At 65.1% G+C, this 21,455-nt stretch carries 14 protein-coding genes and 5 pseudogenes; 13 read left to right on the top strand and 6 right to left on the bottom strand.

The features are described 5' to 3' along the window. Positions 1-12: 12 nt before the first annotated feature. The gene (locus XAXN_RS05215) at positions 13-1,170 is read right to left on the bottom strand and encodes a phosphotransferase enzyme family protein (protein ID WP_054318766.1); all 1,158 of its coding nucleotides are present in this window, start codon (positions 1,168-1,170) and stop codon (positions 13-15) included. Further along, a complete protein-coding gene (locus XAXN_RS05210) occupies positions 1,167-1,442 on the bottom strand; it encodes a hypothetical protein (protein WP_054318765.1) in 276 nt (91 codons plus the stop codon). The genes XAXN_RS05215 and XAXN_RS05210 overlap by 4 nt, the downstream gene beginning before the upstream one ends. A 330-nt stretch (positions 1,443-1,772) precedes the next feature. Between XAXN_RS05210 and XAXN_RS05205 the strand changes: the two genes are divergently transcribed. The 10 genes and pseudogenes from XAXN_RS05205 to XAXN_RS05160 form a co-directional block, all read left to right on the top strand. Beyond that, on the top strand, positions 1,773-2,612 hold the full coding sequence (locus tag XAXN_RS05205; protein WP_054318764.1) for a glycosyltransferase family 2 protein: 840 nt from the start codon (positions 1,773-1,775) through the stop codon (positions 2,610-2,612). Between the two features lie 128 nt (positions 2,613-2,740). Further along, a complete protein-coding gene (locus XAXN_RS05200; protein ID WP_054318763.1) occupies positions 2,741-3,775 on the top strand; it encodes a hypothetical protein in 1,035 nt (344 codons plus the stop codon). Between the two features lie 10 nt (positions 3,776-3,785). Beyond that, positions 3,786-5,693 (top strand): glycosyltransferase family 2 protein, encoded by a 1,908-nt coding sequence (locus tag XAXN_RS05195; protein WP_054318762.1) that lies wholly within the window; start codon positions 3,786-3,788, stop codon positions 5,691-5,693. Positions 5,694-5,742: 49 nt separating this feature from the next. Further along, positions 5,743-7,038 (top strand): hypothetical protein, encoded by a 1,296-nt coding sequence (locus tag XAXN_RS05190; RefSeq protein ID WP_054318761.1) that lies wholly within the window; start codon positions 5,743-5,745, stop codon positions 7,036-7,038. Beyond that, the gene (locus XAXN_RS05185) at positions 7,020-7,988 is read left to right on the top strand and encodes a glycoside hydrolase family 113 (RefSeq protein ID WP_054318760.1); all 969 of its coding nucleotides are present in this window, start codon (positions 7,020-7,022) and stop codon (positions 7,986-7,988) included. Before XAXN_RS05190 ends, XAXN_RS05185 begins: the two co-directional genes overlap by 19 nt. A 382-nt stretch (positions 7,989-8,370) precedes the next feature. Further along, complete coding sequence (gene pncB, locus XAXN_RS05180) at positions 8,371-9,549, top strand: nicotinate phosphoribosyltransferase (protein WP_054318759.1); 1,179 nt, start codon at positions 8,371-8,373, stop codon at positions 9,547-9,549. A gap of 204 nt (positions 9,550-9,753) precedes the next feature. Then, positions 9,754-10,208 (top strand): annotated as a pseudogene (bcsD, locus tag XAXN_RS05175) (cellulose biosynthesis protein BcsD). 28 nt (positions 10,209-10,236) lie between these two features. After that, positions 10,237-10,713 (top strand): annotated as a pseudogene (locus tag XAXN_RS05170) (hypothetical protein). 84 nt (positions 10,714-10,797) lie between these two features. Continuing rightward, positions 10,798-12,978: pseudogene (gene bcsA, locus XAXN_RS05165) on the top strand (UDP-forming cellulose synthase catalytic subunit). 20 nt (positions 12,979-12,998) lie between these two features. Next, a pseudogene (locus XAXN_RS05160) lies at positions 12,999-13,256 on the top strand (cellulose synthase subunit BcsC-related outer membrane protein); the annotation flags it as partial. A 207-nt stretch (positions 13,257-13,463) separates the two neighbouring features. Here the strand turns inward: XAXN_RS05160 and XAXN_RS05155 are convergent. Beyond that, a pseudogene (locus tag XAXN_RS05155) lies at positions 13,464-15,123 on the bottom strand (PA domain-containing protein). After that, entirely contained in the window at positions 15,116-15,538 is a 423-nt protein-coding gene (locus tag XAXN_RS05150) for a post-PEP-CTERM-1 domain-containing protein (RefSeq protein WP_054318757.1), read from the bottom strand. Before XAXN_RS05150 ends, XAXN_RS05155 begins: the two are co-directional and overlap by 8 nt. Before the next feature lie 330 nt (positions 15,539-15,868). On the opposite strand from XAXN_RS05150, the gene arsC reads away from it, so the two are divergent. Together arsC and def are read left to right on the top strand one after the other, a co-directional pair. Further along, the gene (gene arsC, locus XAXN_RS05145; protein ID WP_054318756.1) at positions 15,869-16,291 is read left to right on the top strand and encodes an arsenate reductase (glutaredoxin); all 423 of its coding nucleotides are present in this window, start codon (positions 15,869-15,871) and stop codon (positions 16,289-16,291) included. Positions 16,292-16,629: 338 nt separating this feature from the next. Next, on the top strand, positions 16,630-17,145 hold the full coding sequence (gene def, locus XAXN_RS05135) for a peptide deformylase (protein ID WP_054318754.1): 516 nt from the start codon (positions 16,630-16,632) through the stop codon (positions 17,143-17,145). Positions 17,146-17,361: 216 nt separating this feature from the next. Here the strand turns inward: def and XAXN_RS05130 are convergent, their stop codons facing one another. Continuing rightward, on the bottom strand, positions 17,362-17,916 hold the full coding sequence (locus XAXN_RS05130; protein WP_054318753.1) for a DegV family protein: 555 nt from the start codon (positions 17,914-17,916) through the stop codon (positions 17,362-17,364). A 480-nt stretch (positions 17,917-18,396) separates the two neighbouring features. On the opposite strand from XAXN_RS05130, the gene XAXN_RS05125 reads away from it, so the two are divergent. Further along, positions 18,397-19,212, top strand: a complete 816-nt coding sequence (locus XAXN_RS05125) for a GH12 family glycosyl hydrolase domain-containing protein (protein WP_054318752.1) — start codon at positions 18,397-18,399, stop codon at positions 19,210-19,212. Between the two features lie 398 nt (positions 19,213-19,610). Here the strand turns inward: XAXN_RS05125 and XAXN_RS05120 are convergent, their stop codons facing one another. After that, the gene (locus XAXN_RS05120) at positions 19,611-21,212 is read right to left on the bottom strand and encodes a rhamnogalacturonan lyase B N-terminal domain-containing protein (RefSeq protein WP_054318751.1); all 1,602 of its coding nucleotides are present in this window, start codon (positions 21,210-21,212) and stop codon (positions 19,611-19,613) included. Positions 21,213-21,455 lie beyond the last annotated feature (243 nt).

The raw sequence follows: 21,455 nt of genomic DNA, 5'->3' as shown, positions 1-21,455 counted from the left end.
AAAGGAAGGTGCTCACGGCAGCTGGGATGCACGCGCATGCAGATGCTCGAGCAGGTGCTGACCATCGGCGCTGGCAAACCAGTCCGTGTGGCCGAGCAGATAGCGGTGATAGGCGATGTCGGCATTGGCGGACGAACGCGTAATGCCGGCGAAATATTCCATTTCGCTCAAGGCGAAGTCAGCATGCACGATCGGCAGCAGTGCGGCCAGGCGACGCACCTGGTCGGCATCTAGTGGACGATGCTGCGCGTAGCCCTCCAGCAGCGCGTCGAGCTGGTCGAGCTCGGCCTGCGCGCGCGTGTCGGTGTCCAGTTGCAACCAGGGGATGAGGTTGCGTTCGATCGCGGTGGCCAGATCGAACAGCGCGCTGCTGCAATCGCTCAATCCGAAATCGAAGATGGCGCTGACGCGGGTGGCTCCGTCGTTGGTGTCCCACAGCAGGTTGGAGGCATGCCAGTCGCCGTGGGTCCACAGCGGCGGCAGCGCGTCCGGCGCGGACAGCAGCGGCCACGCCTGCGCATGCCACGGCAGCAGGTGGGTGGCCAGATCGTCTTGCCACGGGCGGTCCCGCAGGGCTGCTGCCAGGTGCGGCCGCGTTGGCAAGGCATCGTGCAACGCCTGTAGCGGGTCTGGCTGCGCAAACAATCGCAGATTGGCGACCAGTACGCTGGTGGAGCGTGCCGGCGCATCGAAGCCCTGGGCCGCGTGATGCAGTTGCGCCAACGCAGCGCCGGCCGCCCGCGCATGCGCAACGTCGTTGAACGGTGTCCACGACAATGCATCGCGGTAGAGGTCGCGCCCCACGCCGCCCCGCTGCACTTCGTACACCCACTCCTCGTGCGCCAGCGCAGTGCGGCCCTGGGCGTCGTGCACCACCTCCACCACCGGCGCACCGGCCCAGCGCAGATGGGCCATAAAGCTGTGTTCCTCGCGCAGCGCGGCGACGCTGCGCACGCTGCGGTGGTGGCGTTTGACGATGACCGGGCCACTTGCAGTGTCCACGCAGGCCGCTGCCGAGAACGGGCGCGCGCTATGCCAGCGCACCGCAGTGGGGTGGCCCACCGCCGCAAACCGCTGCAGCACGCGATGGATTTCATCGTTGGTCAGGACTGGCCAGTCCGGCAATGCCAGTTCCAGGCTCATGCCATGGACCTGGTGCGGCACGTTCATGGCCTGACTGCCGACAGGCGCAGCAACCATGCCGCGTCGGTGAGTGGTATAGACCAAGTGCTCAGCAGTAAAGCGGCGGACGCGGCGCGCGCGCCGTCAAGAACAAGAACGGCGCTGCCGGGCCGTTGTCGCATCGCATCGGCCATCAGGTCGCGGCGATGCAAGTTAATGAAAGGGCAGCGCGAAACCGCAAGGCCGCTAACTGTCATCTCAACAATCAGGTGTGGGAGTGCACCAAAGGCAGCCGCAACCCAGCTGGCGATCAGGTGCATGCGGGCGACGCGCTCCGACGCGGATGTACGCCTGGTACATGTATCGAGTGCTACCCGCGCTTGCCTGGCTGCGCAGTCGGTTTGCCGGTCGCACAAAGTGTGGCAACGGACACCGCGTGCGGCTCCGGGCGCGCAGTATGCGCCTTGCGGCGATGGGTCGCCATGCTGCAAGGCGTGTTTGCGCCGGGCACTGTGTGCAGGCGGAAGCGTGGCGCAGCTCCAACCGCGTCCGGATGTCGACGCAATGCAGCCGCGGCTGCGCCTGTCGCGCAGCGAGCATCGGCCGACGCAAGATGGCGCCGCGCCGCTCCGGCACCGGATAATGGCCGGATGACTCCCGTCCAGATCGCCGCCGTCGTCGTTACCTATGAAAGCAGCAGCACCATCGATGCGTGCCTGTCGCGATTGCGCGCGGCCGACGGCATCAGCGAAATCCGGGTGGTCGACAACGCTTCCAGCGACGACACCCTGGAAGTGGTGCAGCGTCATGCCTTGGCCGATGCGCGGCTGCATTTCATCGCCAATCCCGATAACCCTGGTTTTGCGACTGCCTGCAACCAGGGCGCGCGCGATTCGCAGGCACCCTGGCTGGTCTTCATCAACCCGGACCTGATGGTCGCGCGCGATACCTTGCTGCAGCTGTACGACCGGGCAGCGGGGCATCCGGCGGTGCTGTTGGGGGTGGAGCAGGTGGATGAGCGGGGGCGCCCGGATGCGGCCGTGCGCCGCCGCGACCCGGACTTTGCCGCGATGCTGCGCGCGCCGCGTGCCGCCGCCAATCTGGCGGTGCCGGCCGATCCGTCGCGGGCCCTGCAGCCGGTGGATGCCATCTCCGGCGCGTTGATGCTCATGCAGCGCAGTCTGTTCGACCGGCTGGACGGCTGGGACGGCGGTTACCGGCTGCATGCTGAAGACCTGGACCTGTGCCGGCGCGCCCGCCAGGTCGGTGCCCTGGTGGCGGTGGCCAATGATCTGCAGGTGCTACACGTGCGCGGCGTTTCCAGCCGCGCGCGGCCGTTCTTCGTGGAGTGGCACAAACATCGTGGATTGTGGCGCTATTTTCGTAAATTCGAGGCTGATCAACGCGGGCTGCTGACGCGGCTTGGCGTGTGGCTTGCGATCTGGATCCACGCAGCCGCGCAGGTGCCACGTTTGTTACAAAACAAATGAGTTGGATCGCGTTAAAGCTGTGATAAATCTGTGATGGGTCGCCGGGCGTAACTGTGATACGTTTCGGCCCGAAGTGTGATCAACCCTAGCTTCCTGTCCCTTCCGGGTCCCCCATCAGGAATCGTGCAATGTCTTTACAGAACGACCCGCAAAGGCGGCTACGTCGGTCGTGCGCTACCCCGCTGCAGTCCAGTTCGATTGCCTTGCCGTGTCATTCCAATCCAACCCAACCGCGTGCGCTGTCGGTCCTGGCATCGGCGCTTGCACTGAGCTGTGTGCTGTCCGCATTGCCGGGCACCGCGTTGGCCGGTGCGTGGACCCAGCCGCAGGGCGACACCCTGGTGATCGTCAAGGCGCTGCATAGCGATGGCCGTGGGTGGTTCGACGACAGCCATCACCGCACGACCTTCGGCGACGGCCAGCAGTTCGACGGCAATGGCCGCAGCCGTCAGGACCAGCTCAACGTCTACGTCGAGCACGGTCTGACCGACAAGCTCAGCTTCATCGGCAACTTCTATTTCAACGACGTGGGTTTCAGCAACCACGATGCCGTCAACGGCCGTCAGCAAATCACGACCACCGGTTTTGCCGATCAGGAAATCGGCTTGCGCTATGCGCTGCCGAGCGCGCAGAACGATGTGTGGCGCAGTGCCGTGCAGGCCTTGGTGAGCATCCCCGCGTATGGGCGCAGCAATACCTACCACCCGAACAATCCTTCCGCCAATTCCGACCCTGCGCTTGGCCTCGGCGACTATGGCCTGGAGCTGCGCTACAGCCGCGGCCGCGGTTACACGCTGGGCGGCCGCAACGGCTACGTGGATCTGGGTGGCGCGGTCCGCCTGCGCGGAAGTGCGGCGTCCGACGAATTGCGGGTGGACGCGTCCACTGGTCTGAGTCTGACCCCGAGTTGGCTGCTGTTGTGCGAGCTCAACGTGATCCAGAGGTTGGGCAACGGGCGTGGCAACTTCGATGTTGCCGGTAGCGGTGGCAGCGTGGGCTTCGTCGCCACCGGCACCAACTACGACCTCACCAAGGTGCAGTTGTCCACGCTGTATACGGCGCCGGGTGGCAGCCAATGGCAGGTGGGGTATCAGCAGCCGGTGATGGGCCGCAATACAGGTGCCGCAGGGGGGCCATTCGTGGCCGCCTGGTGGCGTTTCTAAGGGGCCGCACATGACGGTCACCTGCGAAACGGACGCGCTGGGACAAGCACCGGACATCGGCCGCGAACGCTGTCTGCTGGGTCGTGCGCTGGTGTCGGCAGGCGTCATCACCGATGAGCAGCTGCGCTCGGCGCTGGCGTTGCAGCAACGCTGGAATTCGCGCCTAGGCGATGTGATCCTGGCCCAGCGCGGCGTGCCGGCGCAGCGCTTCTACGCCATCGTCGCCGCGCACTTCGGGCTGCAATTCATCGATCTGGTGCAGCAGCCGCCGGATCCTGCGCTGCTTACCCCCGGCGATCTGGATAGCTACGCGCAACGGCTGGTGTTGCCGTGGCGGCGCGAAGACGGCGTGCTGGTGCTGGCGGTGGCCGATCCGGATCCGGCCTTGTTCGCCTGGGCACGTGCCCATTACGGCGAAGACGTGCGCTTTGTCGGGACCGCAAAGTTCGACATCATCTGGAGCCTGCAGCGCTATGCCGACGAGCAGCTCACCGACAACGCGCTGAACCTGCTCGCGGCGCATGCGCCGACGTATTCGGCACGCCAGGTCATCACACGCGGGCAGAAGTTCGCGTTGTGGGCGCTGGCGGCGGTGATGCTGGTGACGTTGGTGCTGTTCCCGGTGCCGGCCTTGATTGCCGTCAACGTGCTGGTGGCGCTGGGCTTTCTGGCCACCTTCGGGTTGAAGCTGCTGCTGGTGTGGTTCGGCTCGCGCCATCGCATCGACATAAAGGTCACCGAAGACGAAGTTGCCGCGCTGCGCGACGACGACCTGCCGGTCTATACCGTGCTGGTGCCGATGTACAAGGAGCCGGAAGTCCTGCCGATTCTGGCCAACGCGCTGCGCAAGCTGGATTACCCGATCAGCAAGCTGGACGTAAAGCTGGTGCTGGAAGCGGACGACCTGGACACCATCGAAGCGGCCAAGAAACTCGGCCTGGAAGCGTTCTTCGAAATCATCCGGGTGCCGCCGTCGCAGCCCAAGACCAAGCCCAAGGCCTGCAACTACGCACTGCATTTTGCGCGTGGCGAGCTGCTCACCATCTACGACGCCGAAGACAAGCCCGAGCCGGACCAGCTCAAGCGCGTGGTGGCGGCATTCCGCAAGGCCGAGAAGGATGTGGTGTGCATCCAGGCGCGGCTGAACTACTACAACGCCGACGAAAACTGGCTGACGCGGATGTTCACGCTGGAATACACGCTCTGGTTCGACTTCTACCTGCCGGCACTGGAATACCTGCGTATTCCGATTCCGTTGGGTGGCACCTCCAATCACTTCCGTCTGGACGTGTTGCGCCAGGTGCGCGCCTGGGACCCGTACAACGTGACTGAAGACGCCGATTTGGGCGTGCGGCTGATCCAGAACGGGTATCGCGTCAACGTGGTCAACTCCACCACCTTCGAAGAAGCCAACGTCAGCATTCCCAACTGGATCCGGCAGCGTTCGCGCTGGCTCAAGGGCTATATGCAGACCTGGCTGGTGCATATGCGCGACCCCGTGCATCTGTATCGCAGTACCGGCTTCAAGGGATTTTGGGGGTTTCAGTTCTTCATCGGCGGCGGTTTCTTCACCGCATTGGGCGTGCCGGTGCTATGGGCCTTGTACGCGGCGTGGGCGTTGACGGGCACCACGATGTTCGAGCGCTTCTTCCCGCCGTGGCTGGCGACAGTCTCGCTGGTCAATCTGCTGCTGGCCAATGCGTTCTTCATCTACATCACGCTGGTTGCAGCGTTCAAGCGCGACTACTTCAAGCTGGCGCCGTACGCACTGACGGTGCCGTTCTATTGGGCGTTGCAATCGATCGCCGCCTACAAGGGTCTCTGGCAGCTGATCCACAATCCGTTCTATTGGGAGAAGACCACGCATGGCATCAGCAAGCATTCGGAAAACGAACGCCGCGCCGCACTCGAAGAGTGAGCCGGTTGCGCAGCGTCGCGAGAGCGGGCTGCCGGCGTTCCTCATCGCCGTGGTGGCACTGTCGCTGCTGAGCCAGCCGTTGCTGGTGCAGTCGGTGGCCACGGCGCCCGCGCTTGCGCCAGGCATCGGCGTGCCGGCGACCGGGCTGTTGGCGTGGGCGGTCGATCTCACCTTGCATCGCTGGAATCTGCCGTTCCAGGTCTGGCCTTGTGTCGCGGTGGCTGCGAACGCACTGTTCCTGTCGCTGCTGTGGCGCGATCTGGCTGGCGTGTTCGGGCGCGGCTGGGCCAGCGCTCTGACGCTGCTGGTGGGCTGCAACCCGCTGTTCCTGCTGCCGATCGCTGCCGGCGGCAGCCAGGCAGTGGGGTTGCTGGCCTTCTATGGTTTGTGCCGCACCTTGCGGCGCTTGCAGGCGCCGGTGGAAGCCTTCACCTACCTGCGCATTGCCGGTTGGCTGTGCATTTTGCTGTGCCTGGATCTGCAGACGCTGGCGCTGTCGACCATGGTCGCGCCGTGGCTGCTGCTGGTCATGCCGCCGCAGATGCTGCGCAAGGCGCCGGGCTCGTTCTACCTGGTGTGCTATCTGCCGTTCGCGTTCCTGGTCGGCATGTGGGCCTACGTCAATCTGGTCGTATTCAATGCGCCGTGGCCGACGCTGTCCAGCATCGCGCAGGCCTCGCACCCGTTGCCGCTGCCCCTGGCCGGCCATGCCGACGGCTGGTTGCCGGCGGTGCGCTGGGGTGTGGCGGCCGTGGTGTGCTTCCCGGTGCTTGCGCTGGTGGCGCGTACGCGCGGCGGTGCGTTGGCGCGTGGCGTGGTGGCCAGTGCCGGCACCGTGATCTGCGCGGCCGCGTTGTCGTTCGCGTTCGGCTGGGCTGGCTTCGATGCCCTGCTGCTGTTGTGGGTACCGGCGGCGCTGTTGCTGCGTGCGCTGCACGCCGACCAACGCGGCCAGGCGGCCGGGTTGCTGGTGCTGGGTCTGCTCGGTGCGGTCTGGGCGCAACCGCAGGGGTGGGGCAGCTGGATGCGTGCCGCAGCGACCGACGAACAGGCGTTGATGCAGGGCGAGGCCGTTGTCATGACGACGCCGGTAGCGCTGCCAGTGCTTGCGGCGGCCGCTCCCGCCACGCATGATGCTGGTGTGATGCAGTCGGCGATGGCCGAGAGCGCTGCGGTGGTCCCGGCGGCAACGGCATCTGCCGACACTGCCCAGCCGGCCAACCCGGCAGCGGTCACGGTGGTCCCGCAGGACAAGAACAATGCATCCTTGCGTGCGACGGCGTGCTCCCGGCACGCGGCGCCGCCCAATACCGAAGTATCTGCAGCATGTTCAAGCGCGTTCTAAGCGTCGCAACGTTGATCGGCGTGTGTCTGCTGGCAAACGGCTGCAATGCCGCCGCGCCGACCTGGATGGGCGCCAACGTCAAGGTGTCCGCCAACGCCCCGTGGGAAAGCCAGGCTGCAGCGCAGGCGCTGGACGCATTGGCCAAGACCGGTGCCAGCAAGGCGTTGCTGGTGGCGTTCGTGTGGCAGGCCAACCCGCAGTCCAATGACCCGGTGCTGGGCAGCGACAGCAGTGTGGAGGCCATGCGTGCGGCGTTGCGGCAAAGCCTGCAGGCCGGTTTGCAGCCGACGCTCAAGGTGCATGTCTGGATTCCGGGGCACTGGGCCGGCGATGCCGCGCCCACCGACCCGGCGGCCTGGTTTGCGGCCTACCAGCATGCATTGTTGCCGTTGGCCAAGCTGGCCCAGGACGAACACGCCGAAGCGCTGGTGATCGGCACCGAGTTGCGCAAGTTGCAGGACGCGCCGCAATGGCCGGCGTTGGTCGCGGCAGTGCGCAAGGTCTACCACGGAAAACTGTTGTATGTGGCCGACGGCATGGAGCATGCCGAGCGCTTCCGTTACTGGTCGTTGTTCGATGCGGTGGGCACCAGCCTGTATCCGCGCCTGTCCGAAGCTGCCGATGTACGCAGCGCTGAAATGACCGCTGCGGCACAACGCCTGCAGCAGTTGGGTCAGCGCGTGGGCAAGCCGGTGTGGGTGGCCGAGCTGGGGTTGCGTTCGGCGCGCGGTAGTCTGGCCGCGCCGTGGGAAAGTCCGGAGCAGCGCACGGGCGCCGTCGATACGCACCTGCAGCTGCAGGTGCTGCAGCAGTGGCGCAAGGTACTGCAGGCGCATGGCGTGGAAGGCATTGCGCTGTGGTGCTGGTATACCGACCCCAAGGCCGGCGGCCCGGGCGACAGCGACTTCACCGTGCAGGGCAAGCCGGCGCAGCAGGTGCTGGCGCGCTGAGGGCGACTCGCGAACAGCTGCGTTCGCTGCAATGGCGGGGCGCGGCCAATGCCCGGGATCGCCAGATACCGCTCGCACGCTTGGGCATCTGGCGCCGTTCACGCCATGTGATGCCGGCTCGCTTTGGTTGTCGGTCGCCCTAAATCGCTGCTGCACGCCCATGGTATGCGCCTATGCTGCGCGGCAGGCGGGGGCGGCTGTGCGCACTGGCGATCACGTTGCCTGTCTTCCGCTGTCGACTATGCCGCAGCACTGCTTGAGGCTCGCTGACCCACCTTGGCGATCGCCGCTTCGTGCCTGACAGCACAGCTGCGGTGCGTCGCCACGTGGGGCTTGCGCACTGCACGCGCCGCCATCGCCGCTAAGGGCATAATCCGGCGGCATGATCATCCATTCGCTGCTCGACACCGACCTGTACAAATTCACCATGATGCAGGCAGTGCTGCACCAGCACCCGGCAGCGCAGGTGGATTACCGCTTCAAATGCCGCACCCCCGGCGTGGACCTGGCCCAGTTCATCGATGAGCTCTCGCGCGAGATAGATGCGCTGTGCCGGTTGCGGCTGCGCGATGACGAAGTGGATTACCTGCGCAGCCTGCGCTTCATCAAGCCGGACTTTGCCGACTTCCTGGCGCTGTTCCATCTGGATCGCAAGTATCTGAGCCTGACCGCATCGGCCACCCATCCGGGCGAGATCGAGCTGACCATCCGCGGCCCGTGGCTGCACACCATCCTGTTCGAGGTGCCGCTGCTGGCGATCATCAACGAGGTGTGGTTTCGCAATACCTCCGAGCCGGATTTCGAAGAGGGCCGCACCCGCCTGCGCGAGAAGGTGGCGAGCCTGCGCAGCATGCCGGCCGGCTGCAAGATTGCCGATTACGGCACCCGGCGGCGCTACTCGCGGCAATGGCATGGCGAGTTGCTGCCGCTGCTGCGCGATGGCCTGGGCGAGCAGTTCGTGGGCACCAGCAACGTGTATTTCGCCAAGCAGTACGGGCTGACCCCGCTGGGCACCATGGCACACGAGTATCTGCAGGCGTTCCAGGCGCTGGGGCCGCGGCTGCGCGATTCGCAGGTGGCGGCGCTGGAATCGTGGGCGCGCGAATACCGTGGCGATCTGGGCATCGCGTTGTCGGACGTGGTCGGGCTGGATGCGTTCCTGCGCGATTTCGATCTGTATTTCTGCAAGTTGTTCGATGGCATGCGCCACGATTCCGGCGACCCGTTCGAATGGGGCGAGCGCGTCACCGCGCATCTGGAAGCGCACCGCGTCGATCCCCGGACCAAGGTGCTGGTGTTCAGCGACGGCCTCAATATCGACAAGGTGATGCGGCTGTACCAGCACTTCCACACGCGCTGCCGGCTGGCCTTCGGGGTTGGCACCAGCCTCACCAACGATCTGGGGCCGACGCCGCTGCAGATCGTGATCAAGATGGTCCGCTGCAATGGCCAGCCGGTGGCCAAGCTCAGCGACTCGCCCGGCAAGAGCATGTGCGAGGACATCGGGTACCTGCGCTATCTGCGCGACGTGTTCGGACTGCCGCCGATGGCGGAAGGTTGATCGATCGGGGCGAGACCGCAGGGGACTGACTGGCGGGGATGAGCACCCACTATAGAAATTCGCTACACGCTGTCGGGGAATGCCCGGAAAAGTGAGATGCATCTCTCGATTTGAGGATGGCGGCCGCCAACATTTCATCACACATGCATCACATCGGATGCACGCGTCGCATGTGACGGCCCTTTTCCTTGCGAAGTCTGTTGAATGAGCGCACTCGACCCGTTGCCGCTATACCGCACACGCAGTTGCTCCCGGCAATGGGTGGGGTTTGTGCGCGCGATGGCCGAGGAGTTTGGCGCCGAATTGTCCGAGGACGATCTGGCCCTGTTGATGGTGCGAATCGGGCACCGCTTCGCACGCGAACAGCGGCTTGCGCCCTGCCCCATGCTGGATGACGCGCAGCACGCGGCCTATGCGGTCTGGGACCGCTGCGACTGGGGCCAGTGCGTGTTGGAGGAGTACACCGACCATGTGCAGATCCGGCACGCGGGCGCGCCGTTGAGCGTCGCGCTGAATGGCGCCGCGTGGAGCGATGGGTTCTTGCAGGGTGTGTACGAGGGGTGGTTCCAGCAACTGGGGATGCTGGCAGGTCTGGCGGTGCAGCGCGTGCCGAGCGACACCGTCGATCTGCGCTGCCTGGGTTGGCGCGCACGGCATGAGCATGTCTGATCGGGCAAGGAGAGTGTGATGACAGCAAAGAAGGACAAGGACGCAACCCAACATGACGATGTGTCGGGCCTGTTCGCGCGCTTGGGACGCCGGCGAGCCAGGGGTACCACGATTTCGCTTACACCCAGCTGTCGCCGCGCACGTCTGGCTAGATGCAGGCCGGTGCGCCGGCAGCTATCGAAGCGATCTCCGGTGCGCCCGATGCCGTGCAGCCGCCGGTGGGGAGTTGCAGCGCCGACGCCCAGCTTGGGCATGCCGGTCGCCGTAGCGGTGCCAGAGCGTTCGCTGCAACCCGTCGTGACGGCGGCAGACCCGGTGCCGGATGCGCTCGTGCCGCTGCGCAAGTTGCGGCAGCTCGACGAACCTGCGCCGCGCGGCGTGCAGCCGGCCGATCGGCCCGCGCAGACGCCGTTGGAGCGCTTGTTCCAGTGCCTGTTGCAGGCCGATGCGCGCAGCTGCGCGCAAAGCCCGCTCAAGCGCCTGCGCTCGCGTTGATCTGTTGCCCGTTGTTCCCTGCCGTAGGCGCCGATGCGCTTGACGCTTGTTGTGCCGTACGCCGCCATGCTTGAAGGACGATTGATGACCGCTGCCAGCCGCCGTTCCGCATCACCGCTGCCCACGCTGGCGACCTGGGCGCTGTGGTTGCTGGGTGCGTTGCTGCTGGTGTTCGTGGTGGCCGTGCCGATGGATGTGACCCAGTAGCTGGTGTTTCCCGGCGTGTTGTTCGCGGTGGCGCTGGCAGTGCGCAATCGCGGCGGGCGGGTGGTCATCCTGATGATGATGGGGATGTCGCTGGCGGTGTCGTGCCGCTACATCTGGTGGCGCATGACCCAGACCATGGGCGTGGGCAGTGCGGTGGATTTCATCCTCGGCCTGGGCCTGCTTGGCGCCGAGCTATATGCCTTCGTGATCCTGGTGCTGGGCTATTTCCAGGTGCTGTGGCCGCTCAACCGCAAGCCGGTGCCGCTGCCGGCCGACCAGCGCCTGTGGCCCAGCGTGGACGTGTTCATTCCTACCTACAACGAGCCGCTGTCGGTGGTGCGCACCACCGTGCTGGCGGCCAGCGTGATCGATTGGCCGGCCGGCAAGATCACCATCCACTTGCTGGACGACGGCCGTCGCGACGCGTTTCGCGCGTTCTGCGCCGAGGTCGGCATCCACTACGTCAACCGCACCAACAACGCGCATGCCAAGGCCGGCAACATCAATGCCGCGTTGAAGAAGTGCAGCGGCGATTATGTGGCCATCTTCGATTGCGACCACATTCCCAGCCGCAGTTTTCTGCAGGTGGCGATGGGCTGGTTCCTGTGCGACACCAAGCTGGCACTGGTGCAGATGCCGCACTATTTCTTTTCGCCGGACCCGTTCGAACGCAACCTGGACACGCACGGCAAGGTGCCAAACGAAGGCGAGTTGTTCTACGGCCTGCTGCAGGATGGCAACGACCAGTGGAATGCCACGCTCTTCTGCGGCTCGTGTGCGGTGATCAAGCGCACCGCGCTGGAAGAAGTGGGCGGCGTGGCGGTGGAAACGGTCACCGAAGATGCGCACACCGCGCTGAAGCTGCAGCGCCGCGGTTACCGCACCGCCTACCTGGCCGTGCCGCAGGCTGCGGGCCTGGCCACCGAAAGCCTGTCCGGCCACGTGGCGCATCGCATCCGCTGGGCGCGCGGCATGGCGCAGATCGCACGCATCGACAACCCCTTGCTGGGGCGCGGGCTCAACCTGTCGCAGCGGCTGTGCTACCTCAACGCGATGCTGCACTTCTTCTACGGCGTGCCGCGCATCATCTATCTCACTGCGCCGCTGGCCTATCTGTTCTTCGGCGCGCACGTGATCCAGGCCTCGGCGTTGATGATCCTGGCCTACGCCTTGCCGCATATTTTGCAGGCCAACCTGACCAACCTGCGCGTGCAGAGCCGCTTTCGCCATCCGCTGTGGAACGAGGTCTACGAAACCACGCTGGCCTGGTGCATCTTCCGTCACACGCTGGTGGCCTTGCTCAATCCCAAACTCGGCAAGTTCAACGTCACGCCCAAGGGTGGGCTTGTGGCGCGCAGCTATTTCGACGCGCAGATCGCCAAGCCCTATCTGTTCCTGTTGTTGCTCAACGTGGTGGGCGTGGTGGCCGGTGTGCTGCGGCTGATCTATGTGGGTGGCAGCGGCGAGCAGCAGACCATCTGGTTCAACCTAGCCTGGACGCTCTACAACATGGTGCTGCTAGGCGCCACGATTGCCACCGCCAGCGAAACGCGCCAGGTGCGCAGCGCGCACCGTGTGCCGCTGGATGTGCCGGTCACCCTGTATCTGCCCGATGGCGGTGTGCTGCCGAGTCGCTCGGTGAATTTTTCCACGGGCGGCATGGCGATCACGCTCGCGCAGCCGCAGCCGCAGCCGCAGCCGCAGCCGCAGCCGCAGCCGCAGCCGATCGAGCCGGGCTTGCCGGTGCAGATCGGCCTGAGCCATCGCGGCGTGGAGCCGACCTTGCCGGCGGTGGTGCGCCAGGATCGCGATGGGCAGGTCAGCATCCAGTTCACGCAGATGTCGATGGAACAGGCGCGCTGGCTGGTGGCATCGATCTTCGCGCGCGCCGACATCTGGCTGTCGCAGTGGGGCCAGCACGACCGCGATGCGTTCTGGCGCTCGATGGGACAGGTGTTGGAAGCCAGTGCGCGCGGATTCGGGCGACTGGGCGGGCATATCGTGGACAGCGCGCGGCAGGGCTTTCGTCCGAGGCGCCCGGTGGATCTGGAGTCGTGAGTGTGATGCGTGGTGTTTCTCTTTCCTTGGTCAACCGCTACACCGACCCGGTGTATGCGGGCGAAAGCCGTACCGGCATGTCCTACAACCTCAGTGGTGCGGCCGAATGGCAGGTGGCGCCGCAGCTGTTCCTGGGCGGGCGGCTGACGTTCAACAACGCGCGCGACTACAACCAGTTCAGCAGCAACCTTTACTTGCGTTTCGTGATGGATCGCCTGGGCGCTGCGCTGGGGCGTGCGCCGCAGGTGCTGACCTCGCCGTATGCGGCCGAGCATTGATGTGCCGGCAACCTGGTGCGTCGCCGCGAATGCGCGCAGGCGGCGTGATGCCGCGCGTGCATGGGGTTCGCATCCTCGCCTGCGAGGTGGTGTGAATTGTCGCCACGCTGCAGGGACCGCGTGGCCTGCACGCGATAACGCAGGAGCAGACAAACGAACGGCGCCTTCCGGCGCCGTTCGCATCGCAGCACATCACGCGTTGCTCGCTTACGGACGCACCTTGGTGGCACAGACAAAGACCGCGGCCTGCTGCACGCGGTTGATCACGCCCTGGCTCTGCAGCTCGCGCGCGTGTTCGTCCATGCAGGTCAGGTAACCCAGACGGTTGCCGACGTTCTGCGTCTTGCACAGGCTGCTTTCGGCAGACACGTTCGCACCCGGAATCAGGCCGCCGGTCTCCACCGTCGGGACCAGGGTATTGCAGGTACCCAACTTGGCCGGCCCGGTGTTCAAGGTCCAACCGATGTCGGCAAACAGCGCCGGGGTCAGGTCGATGTTCACGTGCGCCTGCACTTCCGGCGTATCGAACGGCTCCATCAACGCATTGGGCTGCAGATCGGTATCGAAGTGCGAGAACGTCGAACCACCGGCCACCACGCTGGGCGAGTACAGCCGCGTGCGACCTGCGCTGTCGGTGCCCTGCAGCAGCTGTGGATCTTCGTACAGCGCCGCGACCACCGCAGTGTTGCCCTTCAGACGCGCGCCATCGGCTTGCGAGACCATGATGGCGGGGATGGTGATGTCGGTGATCGGCGGTGCCGCATTGCCCATCGTCTGCACACCGGCCGTGTTGTTGGCGAAGATCACGCCCACCGCGCCGTTGAGCTGCGCATTCTTCACCTTGATCGCGAACGCGCAGGTGCCGCGGTCGATCAGCGCCACCTTGCCGGCCACATCGGCAGCATTGACGAACGGTGTTTCGCAGCCATCGCTGGCCGATGCGGCTGCCACGCCGTCGTTGACCGTCACCACCGAACGCGCCGGGAAATTGGCCGCCGTGGCCAGCGGCCCGAAGCTGGCAAAGCCCACTTCGAACTTGCCCGCAGCGCTGGCCGGTGCGGTCACGCGCAGCAACGTGCGCTGATCCAGGATCAACGCCGCCTCGCGGTTCACGCGCGTGCCGGCCCAGACCGTGCGGCCGGGCGTGCGCATCGCTTCTGCGCGCAGGGCGTCGGTCATGGTGGGGTCGTCGAAGCGCTTGTTCTGGACGTTGTCGTAGGCCTGCGAGGTGTAGACGTCGGTCAGGCCGCTGCCCGAACCCAGCACGCCGGTGGTCTTGTTGAGGAAGCCGGCCGCGCCCAGGCCGTGGCCGATCTCATGCATCACCACGTTGAGGAAGTTGATCTGCCCTTCGGGCGTCTTGCCGTCCAGACCCAAGATACCAGCCCGAACCGGCCAGGCAATCGTCCTTGCCCAGGTCGCCGTTGAACTGCGAAAACACGTCGGCCGGATCGGCCGGATCCGGCACCAGGTCCTGCCAGGCGATCGCATCGCCCAGCGCGGACGGATACAGCGTATTGGCTTTGGCGCCGGGGAAGTTGTTGACGATCCAGTTCGGGCCGGCCTGGCCCAGCGTGCCGCCGGTGGCGGTACAGGTCAGCCGGGCGAACGAGGCATACACCTTGATCTCGACGTTGCTCTGCAGCACCGCGCCCCACAGGTCCATGACGTACTGGTAGGCGATGCGGCGTTGCTCGCCGATCGTGCGGCCCGGATTGCCGCCCAGCGGTGCGGCAGCGGTCGGGTCGTTCAGACCGACCACGGTACCGGCATCGCCATTGATCAGCGTGACATTGGCTGCCGGGGCATGCAGCGGTGCCAGCGCGGCCGCCACGGCCAGGGACAGCAGCAACAAGGGCTTATTCATGCGGCAGCGCTCCGTGCTCGGCGTGGGTGGGTTGCGTGGTATCGGCGTCTTTGCTGTGTTCGATGACGATGCGTCCATCGGCCTGGCGGGTTGCCGTTAGCGAACTCATCTGGGTGGCCGGCAACTTGCGCGCCACGGTGCCGTTGGGCAGGCGCCGCTCGGTCGCGCGTGCGGCCGCTTCGTTCTGCGGTACCGAGGTGCGTGCAGCGCTGCTGCGTGCTGCGGAGGCGGCTGCAGCCTGCTGATCCAGCGCCGCGCTTTCGGCGTCGGTCAGCGGGCGCAATTTGCCGGTGGTGGGGTCGATACCGACCTTGGAACTGTTGGTGGCTGCTTCCTGCGCTGCAGCAATCGCCGGCAGGCATGCGACACACAACACACCGGACAGCATCCATCCGGGCTTGCGAAAGCTCATCATCGTTGGGGTTTCCTTGGGTCCAACAGGGGGAAAAACGCCGTGCTGACACCGGCGCTATGGAGATTCCTTCCATTTCAGTCTGTTCATGACTGAGTCATGAATCTGTGATTCGTGTCAATCTTTTGACACATCCGCCGTCGAATGTGAAGCGGCAACCTGAAAAAGTCATCGACAGGCTTGCGCTGTGGCGCTTCAGTTCCCAAGGCGCGACGGCCAAGCGGCCGGCGCTCGGCATCTTCAGACGCCACTCGTACACTGACCGGCCTGGGCGTCGTTCGGACCTCCGTTGCCGCCGCCATACACCAGCAGCCAACCCAACGCCAGGCCACCATGCACGCCGTCATCTACCACAATCCCGGTTGCGGAACCTCCCGCAACACCCTCGCCCTGATGCGCCACACCGGCGTCGAACCGCAGATCGTCGACTACCTGCAGCATCCGCCAAGCCGCCAGACGTTGCAGTCGCTCATCGCCGCTGCCGGCATCACGGTCCGCGAGGCCATTCGCCAGAAAGGCACGTCTTACCTGGAACTGGGACTGGACGATCCCGCCCTGGACGATGCGGCACTGTTGAGTGCGATGCTCGCCCATCCGATCCTGATCAACCGCCCATTCGTCCAGACCGCGCGCGGCACGCGCCTGTGCCGCCCTTCCGAATTGGTGCTGGACCTGCTGCCGCCGGCCACGCACGGCTTCATCAAGGAAGACGGCGAACGCGTGCTGGACGAGGCCGGTCAACCCCTTGGCCGCTGACATGTTTCAACCGGTTCAACCGGCGCGAAGCTGGCCTGGCGTTGTCATGCTGGCTGCAACGCTGACGATAGACGCAGTGCGCTTATCCATGGCGCGCCGATGAACAATGCTGCTGCACGCCCACATCCGTATGCACCACACCTGCTGAGCGCAGCAGAGCAAGGCGACTGTACGCACCGCGCGCTGGCGCGCGCATTGCCCGGAGGCGGCATGCACAACCCGCGGCAGCGACTGCTCGTAGACTGCAGCGTCTGCGTGCCTTTTGCACCACCTGCACCTGCTCGCTAGCGGTTGTCAGCCGCTCTAGAATCCACGCCACGATCGTCAGGAGCACCCGCATGATTCGCGAAATTATCCGCATGGGCGACAAGCGCCTGCTACGCGTGGCGCCACCGGTCACCAACCTGGGCAGCGCCGAGTTGCACACGCTGGTGGCCGATATGTTCGAAACCATGGACACTGCGCGTGGCGTCGGTCTGGCAGCACCGCAGATCGCGGTGGATCTGCAATTAATGGTGTTCGGTTTCGAGGCCAGCGAGCGCTATCCGGAAGCGCCCGCAGTGTCGCGCACGGCCCTGGCCAATGTGCAGATCGAACCGCTCTCGGAAGAACTGGAAAACGGCTGGGAAGGTTGCCTGTCGATCCCCGGCCTGCGCGCAGTCATTCCGCGCTATCGCTTCATTCGCTACCGCGGCTTCGCGCCCGACGGCACCCTGATCGAGCGCGATGCCGAAGGCTTCCACGCACGCGTTGTGCAACACGAATACGATCATCTGGTCGGTCGCCTGTATCCCTCGCGCATCGAGAATTTCGACACGTTCGGTTTCGAGGACGTGTTGTCCTACGATCTGTAGCAGGTCGTTCGCTGTGTCCATCGCGGGGTGGCTGTCGCCGTGGACGGCAGCCATCTGTCCTGGATTCCGCCTCGTTCAAGCCAACCATCAGCAAGTTGCCCGGTGTAGTGCCATTACCACTTGCCGCTCCCTTGGCGGCATGAATGCGGCAATCCACTTCGTGGTGGATTGACGATGTGTCTGGCGAGCGACAAGGACATACACCCTGGCCATGTCTCAGGCCGAAAACGTGTGTGGCTCGGCAGCAAATCCGACCGCCAAGGCGCCCTTGCCGACGTTAAGCATGCCGGTCAGGCTCATCACGCTCTCCAGGAGTTCCAAGCCGTGGCTCTGGCAGGCTGCGGCGTAGCCGGGCAGGGCGTGCAGCTCGGCCAGCTCGCCGCCGTAGCCCACGCACACCGTTGGCGTCATCAGGCCGTCGCGAATCGGCTTGTAGTCGTTGAGAATCGCGAAGCCGGCCTGCATTGCGTTGTCGAAGATCTGGCTGCGAAGTTTGGAAATGGTCAGGCAGAACACGTGGTCATAGTCGATGACCAGTTGTTGCAGGAACAGGTCGCGGATCTGGTTGACCGAAAACGGCGTGGTTTCCGCTTCGTGCCCGCGCTCGGCCACGTGCGCCTGCAGAAAGCTCAGCGTGGCTTCTCCGTCGCGGTGATCGGCCAGCACGGCCTTGCCGATGCGCACGCTGATCGGCAGCACGATGACGTTGTGACGTTGGATGAAGTCCTGCGGCAGGTCGCACGCGCTGTCCACCACGATTCCGATACGCATCGTCGCCCCCTCCGGCTGTTGCGTTATCTGTCGTGCGAACGCTATCGCAAAACGGCCCTGCCGCGCAGGTCTGAGGCAGAGCTTGTCCCGGCACCGATCGCACGGGTGGCAGGCGGACGGATGCAGACCGGTGGCAGGCGACGCCACACTGCGTTGAAAGCCATTGCACGCGCAGGCGCCGCCGCCGGCATGTGCGGACACGGTCGATGCGCATGTGGCTGCGCACCATTCGACTGCCCGACGCTGCGGCGTCTTCGCGCGAAACCCGCCGCTGCTTTCCCATCCGGTGACCTGAGTGCGAGCCAGCGCACGCTGCAAGTGCAAGCTGGCGCCCGCTATTGCGCATGGCCGGGTAGCGCCGCCGGAATCGTGATAGTTTCGCGCGTGGCGCCGCTGCGACGGTCCAACCCCGACTGCCGCAGGGCAGGTCTCGACGGCGCTGCACCAGCGTCGCTGCGCCTAATCATACGGAGAGCCACTATGCACAACTGCCCATCCAGCTCGCTTGTCCAGCCTTGCACCGGTGCGCCGACCACGCGGCGGCGCGCCTCGCGCTGGTGGACCGCGGCGCTCGCCTTCGGTCTGGTCGCACTCACCCCGGCGGCGCTCGCCGGCCCGTACAAGATCTTTGGCCACCACTATGCGTGGATGAACAATTTCAACGATCCCAACAACATCATCCAGGGCACGTTCGGCACCGGCAGCACGCCGGAGTTGACGGTCACGTTCAACTTTGCCGACTACAACCTGTATGGCTATCCCGCGATCGCGCGCGGCTGGCACTACAGCTGGAATCCGACCACCGACACGTTGTTCCCCAAGCAAATTTCCTCGATCAGCTCGCTGCCATTCAAGTTCAATTACAGCGCGGGCGGCACCAATCTGGCCGGTGATTTCGCTTACGACATCTTCTTTCGCTCGGACACCGCCAAGGGCAATCCACAGCTGGAAGTGATGATCTGGGGCGACCACAATTCCTGGCCGGTCGGCACCGTGACTGCGACCAAGGTCATCACCGCGGGCGGGCGCACCTTCGACCTGTGGGAAGGCTTTAACTCCGCTGCCGGCTATTACGTCTACACCTTCATCCCGACCGGTACCGCCGGCCAGCCGACGCTGAAGACCAGCGGCAGCCTCAACGTGAATGCCAAGCCGTTTCTGACCTGGTTGCAGAACAACCGCGCCAAGGATGGCCGCTACAACAACAGCATGTATTTGCATGTGGCCGAAGCGGGCTTTGAAGTGGTGCGCGGCAATGGATGGGTCAAGGTCAGCGCGACCTTGGATGCGAAGTAAACGCAGTGGCTGCTGTGTTGTGCGTGTCGGCGTTACCGGTCGGCACGTACACGGTTTTTGTCAGAGACGGGTAAGTCGCCGCCTTTGCGCGTTGGTAGCGACTGTCTGCGCAGAATGCTGCGGACATGACAACGAGGTGGCCGTGTGTGGCGCCCATAACCTCGGCATCGCATATCGGAAGAGCCCACGGTGAGCGATGTGCATGATGACTGCGCCTGCGCCTGCGCCGCGCGTGGTCGCGGACGTGCTGGCGCGCAATGATGAGGAGCAGCGAACAACGTGCCGCTCCACGGCCGGTGCTGGGTGCGAAGAACATCGGAACGGCTGATCGCTGCAGGCCGACGCCATGCGCCGGCCGCGCGTGCCTGGCCGCTGCGCGGATCGCGCTTTCTGCGCTGCTACAACGCCACCAACTGGATGCTGTCGAACACGATTGCCGGACTGAGGTAGCCGTTGTCCGGGGAGCCGGAGGCAATGCCGATCTCGATGCGGTTGTTGCCGGCCTGCAAGGCCGAGGCGGGGATGTCCGCTTCGTAGAGGGTATTGTTGCCGCGCGCAGTGCCGCGCGTGATGCCGCGTGTCTTTGGTTGCGTGGGCGCGGCAGGCACCGGGCCGTTCCAGCGTGCATTCACGCTGATCTGCGGACGTGCGCCGCCCTGTGCCAACGGCACGAAGATACGCAGGCGGTAGCCGCGCACCTCGTCGGCGGGCAGGGTGAAGTCGATCCGGCTCGGGGTGTTGATACCGCGCCACTGCACCGCCGGAAAGCTGTTCAGGCTGCTCGATCCCACGGTGTAGGTCGCCGCAGACCAGTGCATGCGCGCATCGGAAGGGTGCGCCCGCGGTAGCAGGTCCGCATGTCTGAACCCGGCCGGCGTGCCATCGGGAGTGCCGATCTGCCACTTCACCGTGCCCGGCAAGACAACTGCCTGCAGTGCGGCTTGCGCAGTGGCGCCAGCGGAAACCCCGATGTTGCGTTGTGCCACTTCCAGTTCGTTCTGGTAGAGCGTCATGCGATAGCTGCCCGGGCGAACACCCGTCACCTGGTAGTCGCCGCTGCCGTCGGCGGTGGCCCAGTACTGCGCCTTCGCATTGCGCAGGCCGATGACGGCCGGCTGGCCCGGCAGCACGCCGCCGACGCGCCCGCTCACTGCGCCGCGCCCGCCTGCCGGCACATAACCGCTCAAGCCCAGCGTCGCATCGACGAATGCGGTGTCCAGCTGCGCACTCGATGGTGCGCCGCCATCGGTAAACAACAGCCCGTACACACCGTGCAGGCCGCCGCGAAAGGCCTCGGTCTGGGTGTGACCGGAATACATGTAGTTGTAGAGCTCATGCGTCACGCGGGTTTTTTGCGTGGCGATGTCTTTGAAGAACGGGCCGCCCGCGCTGCGCTCGCGGTTGCCCATCAGCATGAACACTGCAACGCCAGAGCCACTGACGCCATGCACCTGGTCGTCCATCATTCGACGTGCGGAATAGAATTTGGAACTGGTGCGCCCATCCGGCAACAGAAAGACATCTTCGCCTTCGATCGCTTTGCCGACATTGGAATCGGGTTCCTGCTGCGCACTCGGCAACTTGGACACGTTCAGGCGGGCGACGAAGCGCAATTCGCCCACCGGCAGCAAGGTTGGCGCATAGGTGGCCATGTAGATCGCGTTGCGGCCCTTGCGCGCGATGTAGTACTGCACCAAGTCGCCGGCCTTGGCCGACACCACGATCGTCCCGCCAACGATGCGTGCATCCACACTGGCACTGCCCAGCCCCGAAGCGATCTGCGAGCCCTTCGATTCGGTGGTCTGCAGTTCGTTGCCGCGATAACGCATCGACACGATGTCTCCATGACGCGCATCGATGGCAAACACCAGCTCGGCGCCGCTGTCGACGATCACGCGGTCGCCGCTGCGGCTGATCGCGAAGTCGGCCAGCGCAGGTGCACTGACGCCGGCATACAGCAGCAGTGCGCAGGCGAAGGTGTATGGATGATGGCGAAGCATGCTGGTGAGCGTCCGGAAGCGAACCAAGGCTGCGGTACATGCACGCGATGCCCGGTGGTGCCGAAGATAGAGATTGTACGCACTGTTCGAAATTCCAGCGACCAAGGGTCGAGTCGTGGCTGACTTGCGGGCATCGCTGACCGCAGGGACGGTGGGCAACTGTAATAAGGAGGTCTGGTGGCTGCCAGTGGCGAGGCACCCAACGCCGAGAGCCGTTGTCGGGTGGGCGTGGACGGCGTACGG

The organism is Xanthomonas axonopodis (genome assembly GCF_001304695.1).
GTDB classification, from domain to species: Bacteria; Pseudomonadota; Gammaproteobacteria; order Xanthomonadales; family Xanthomonadaceae; genus Xanthomonas; species Xanthomonas axonopodis.
Note: the sequence above shows the minus strand (reverse complement) of the source record. Positions and strands in the feature narration are given on the sequence as shown.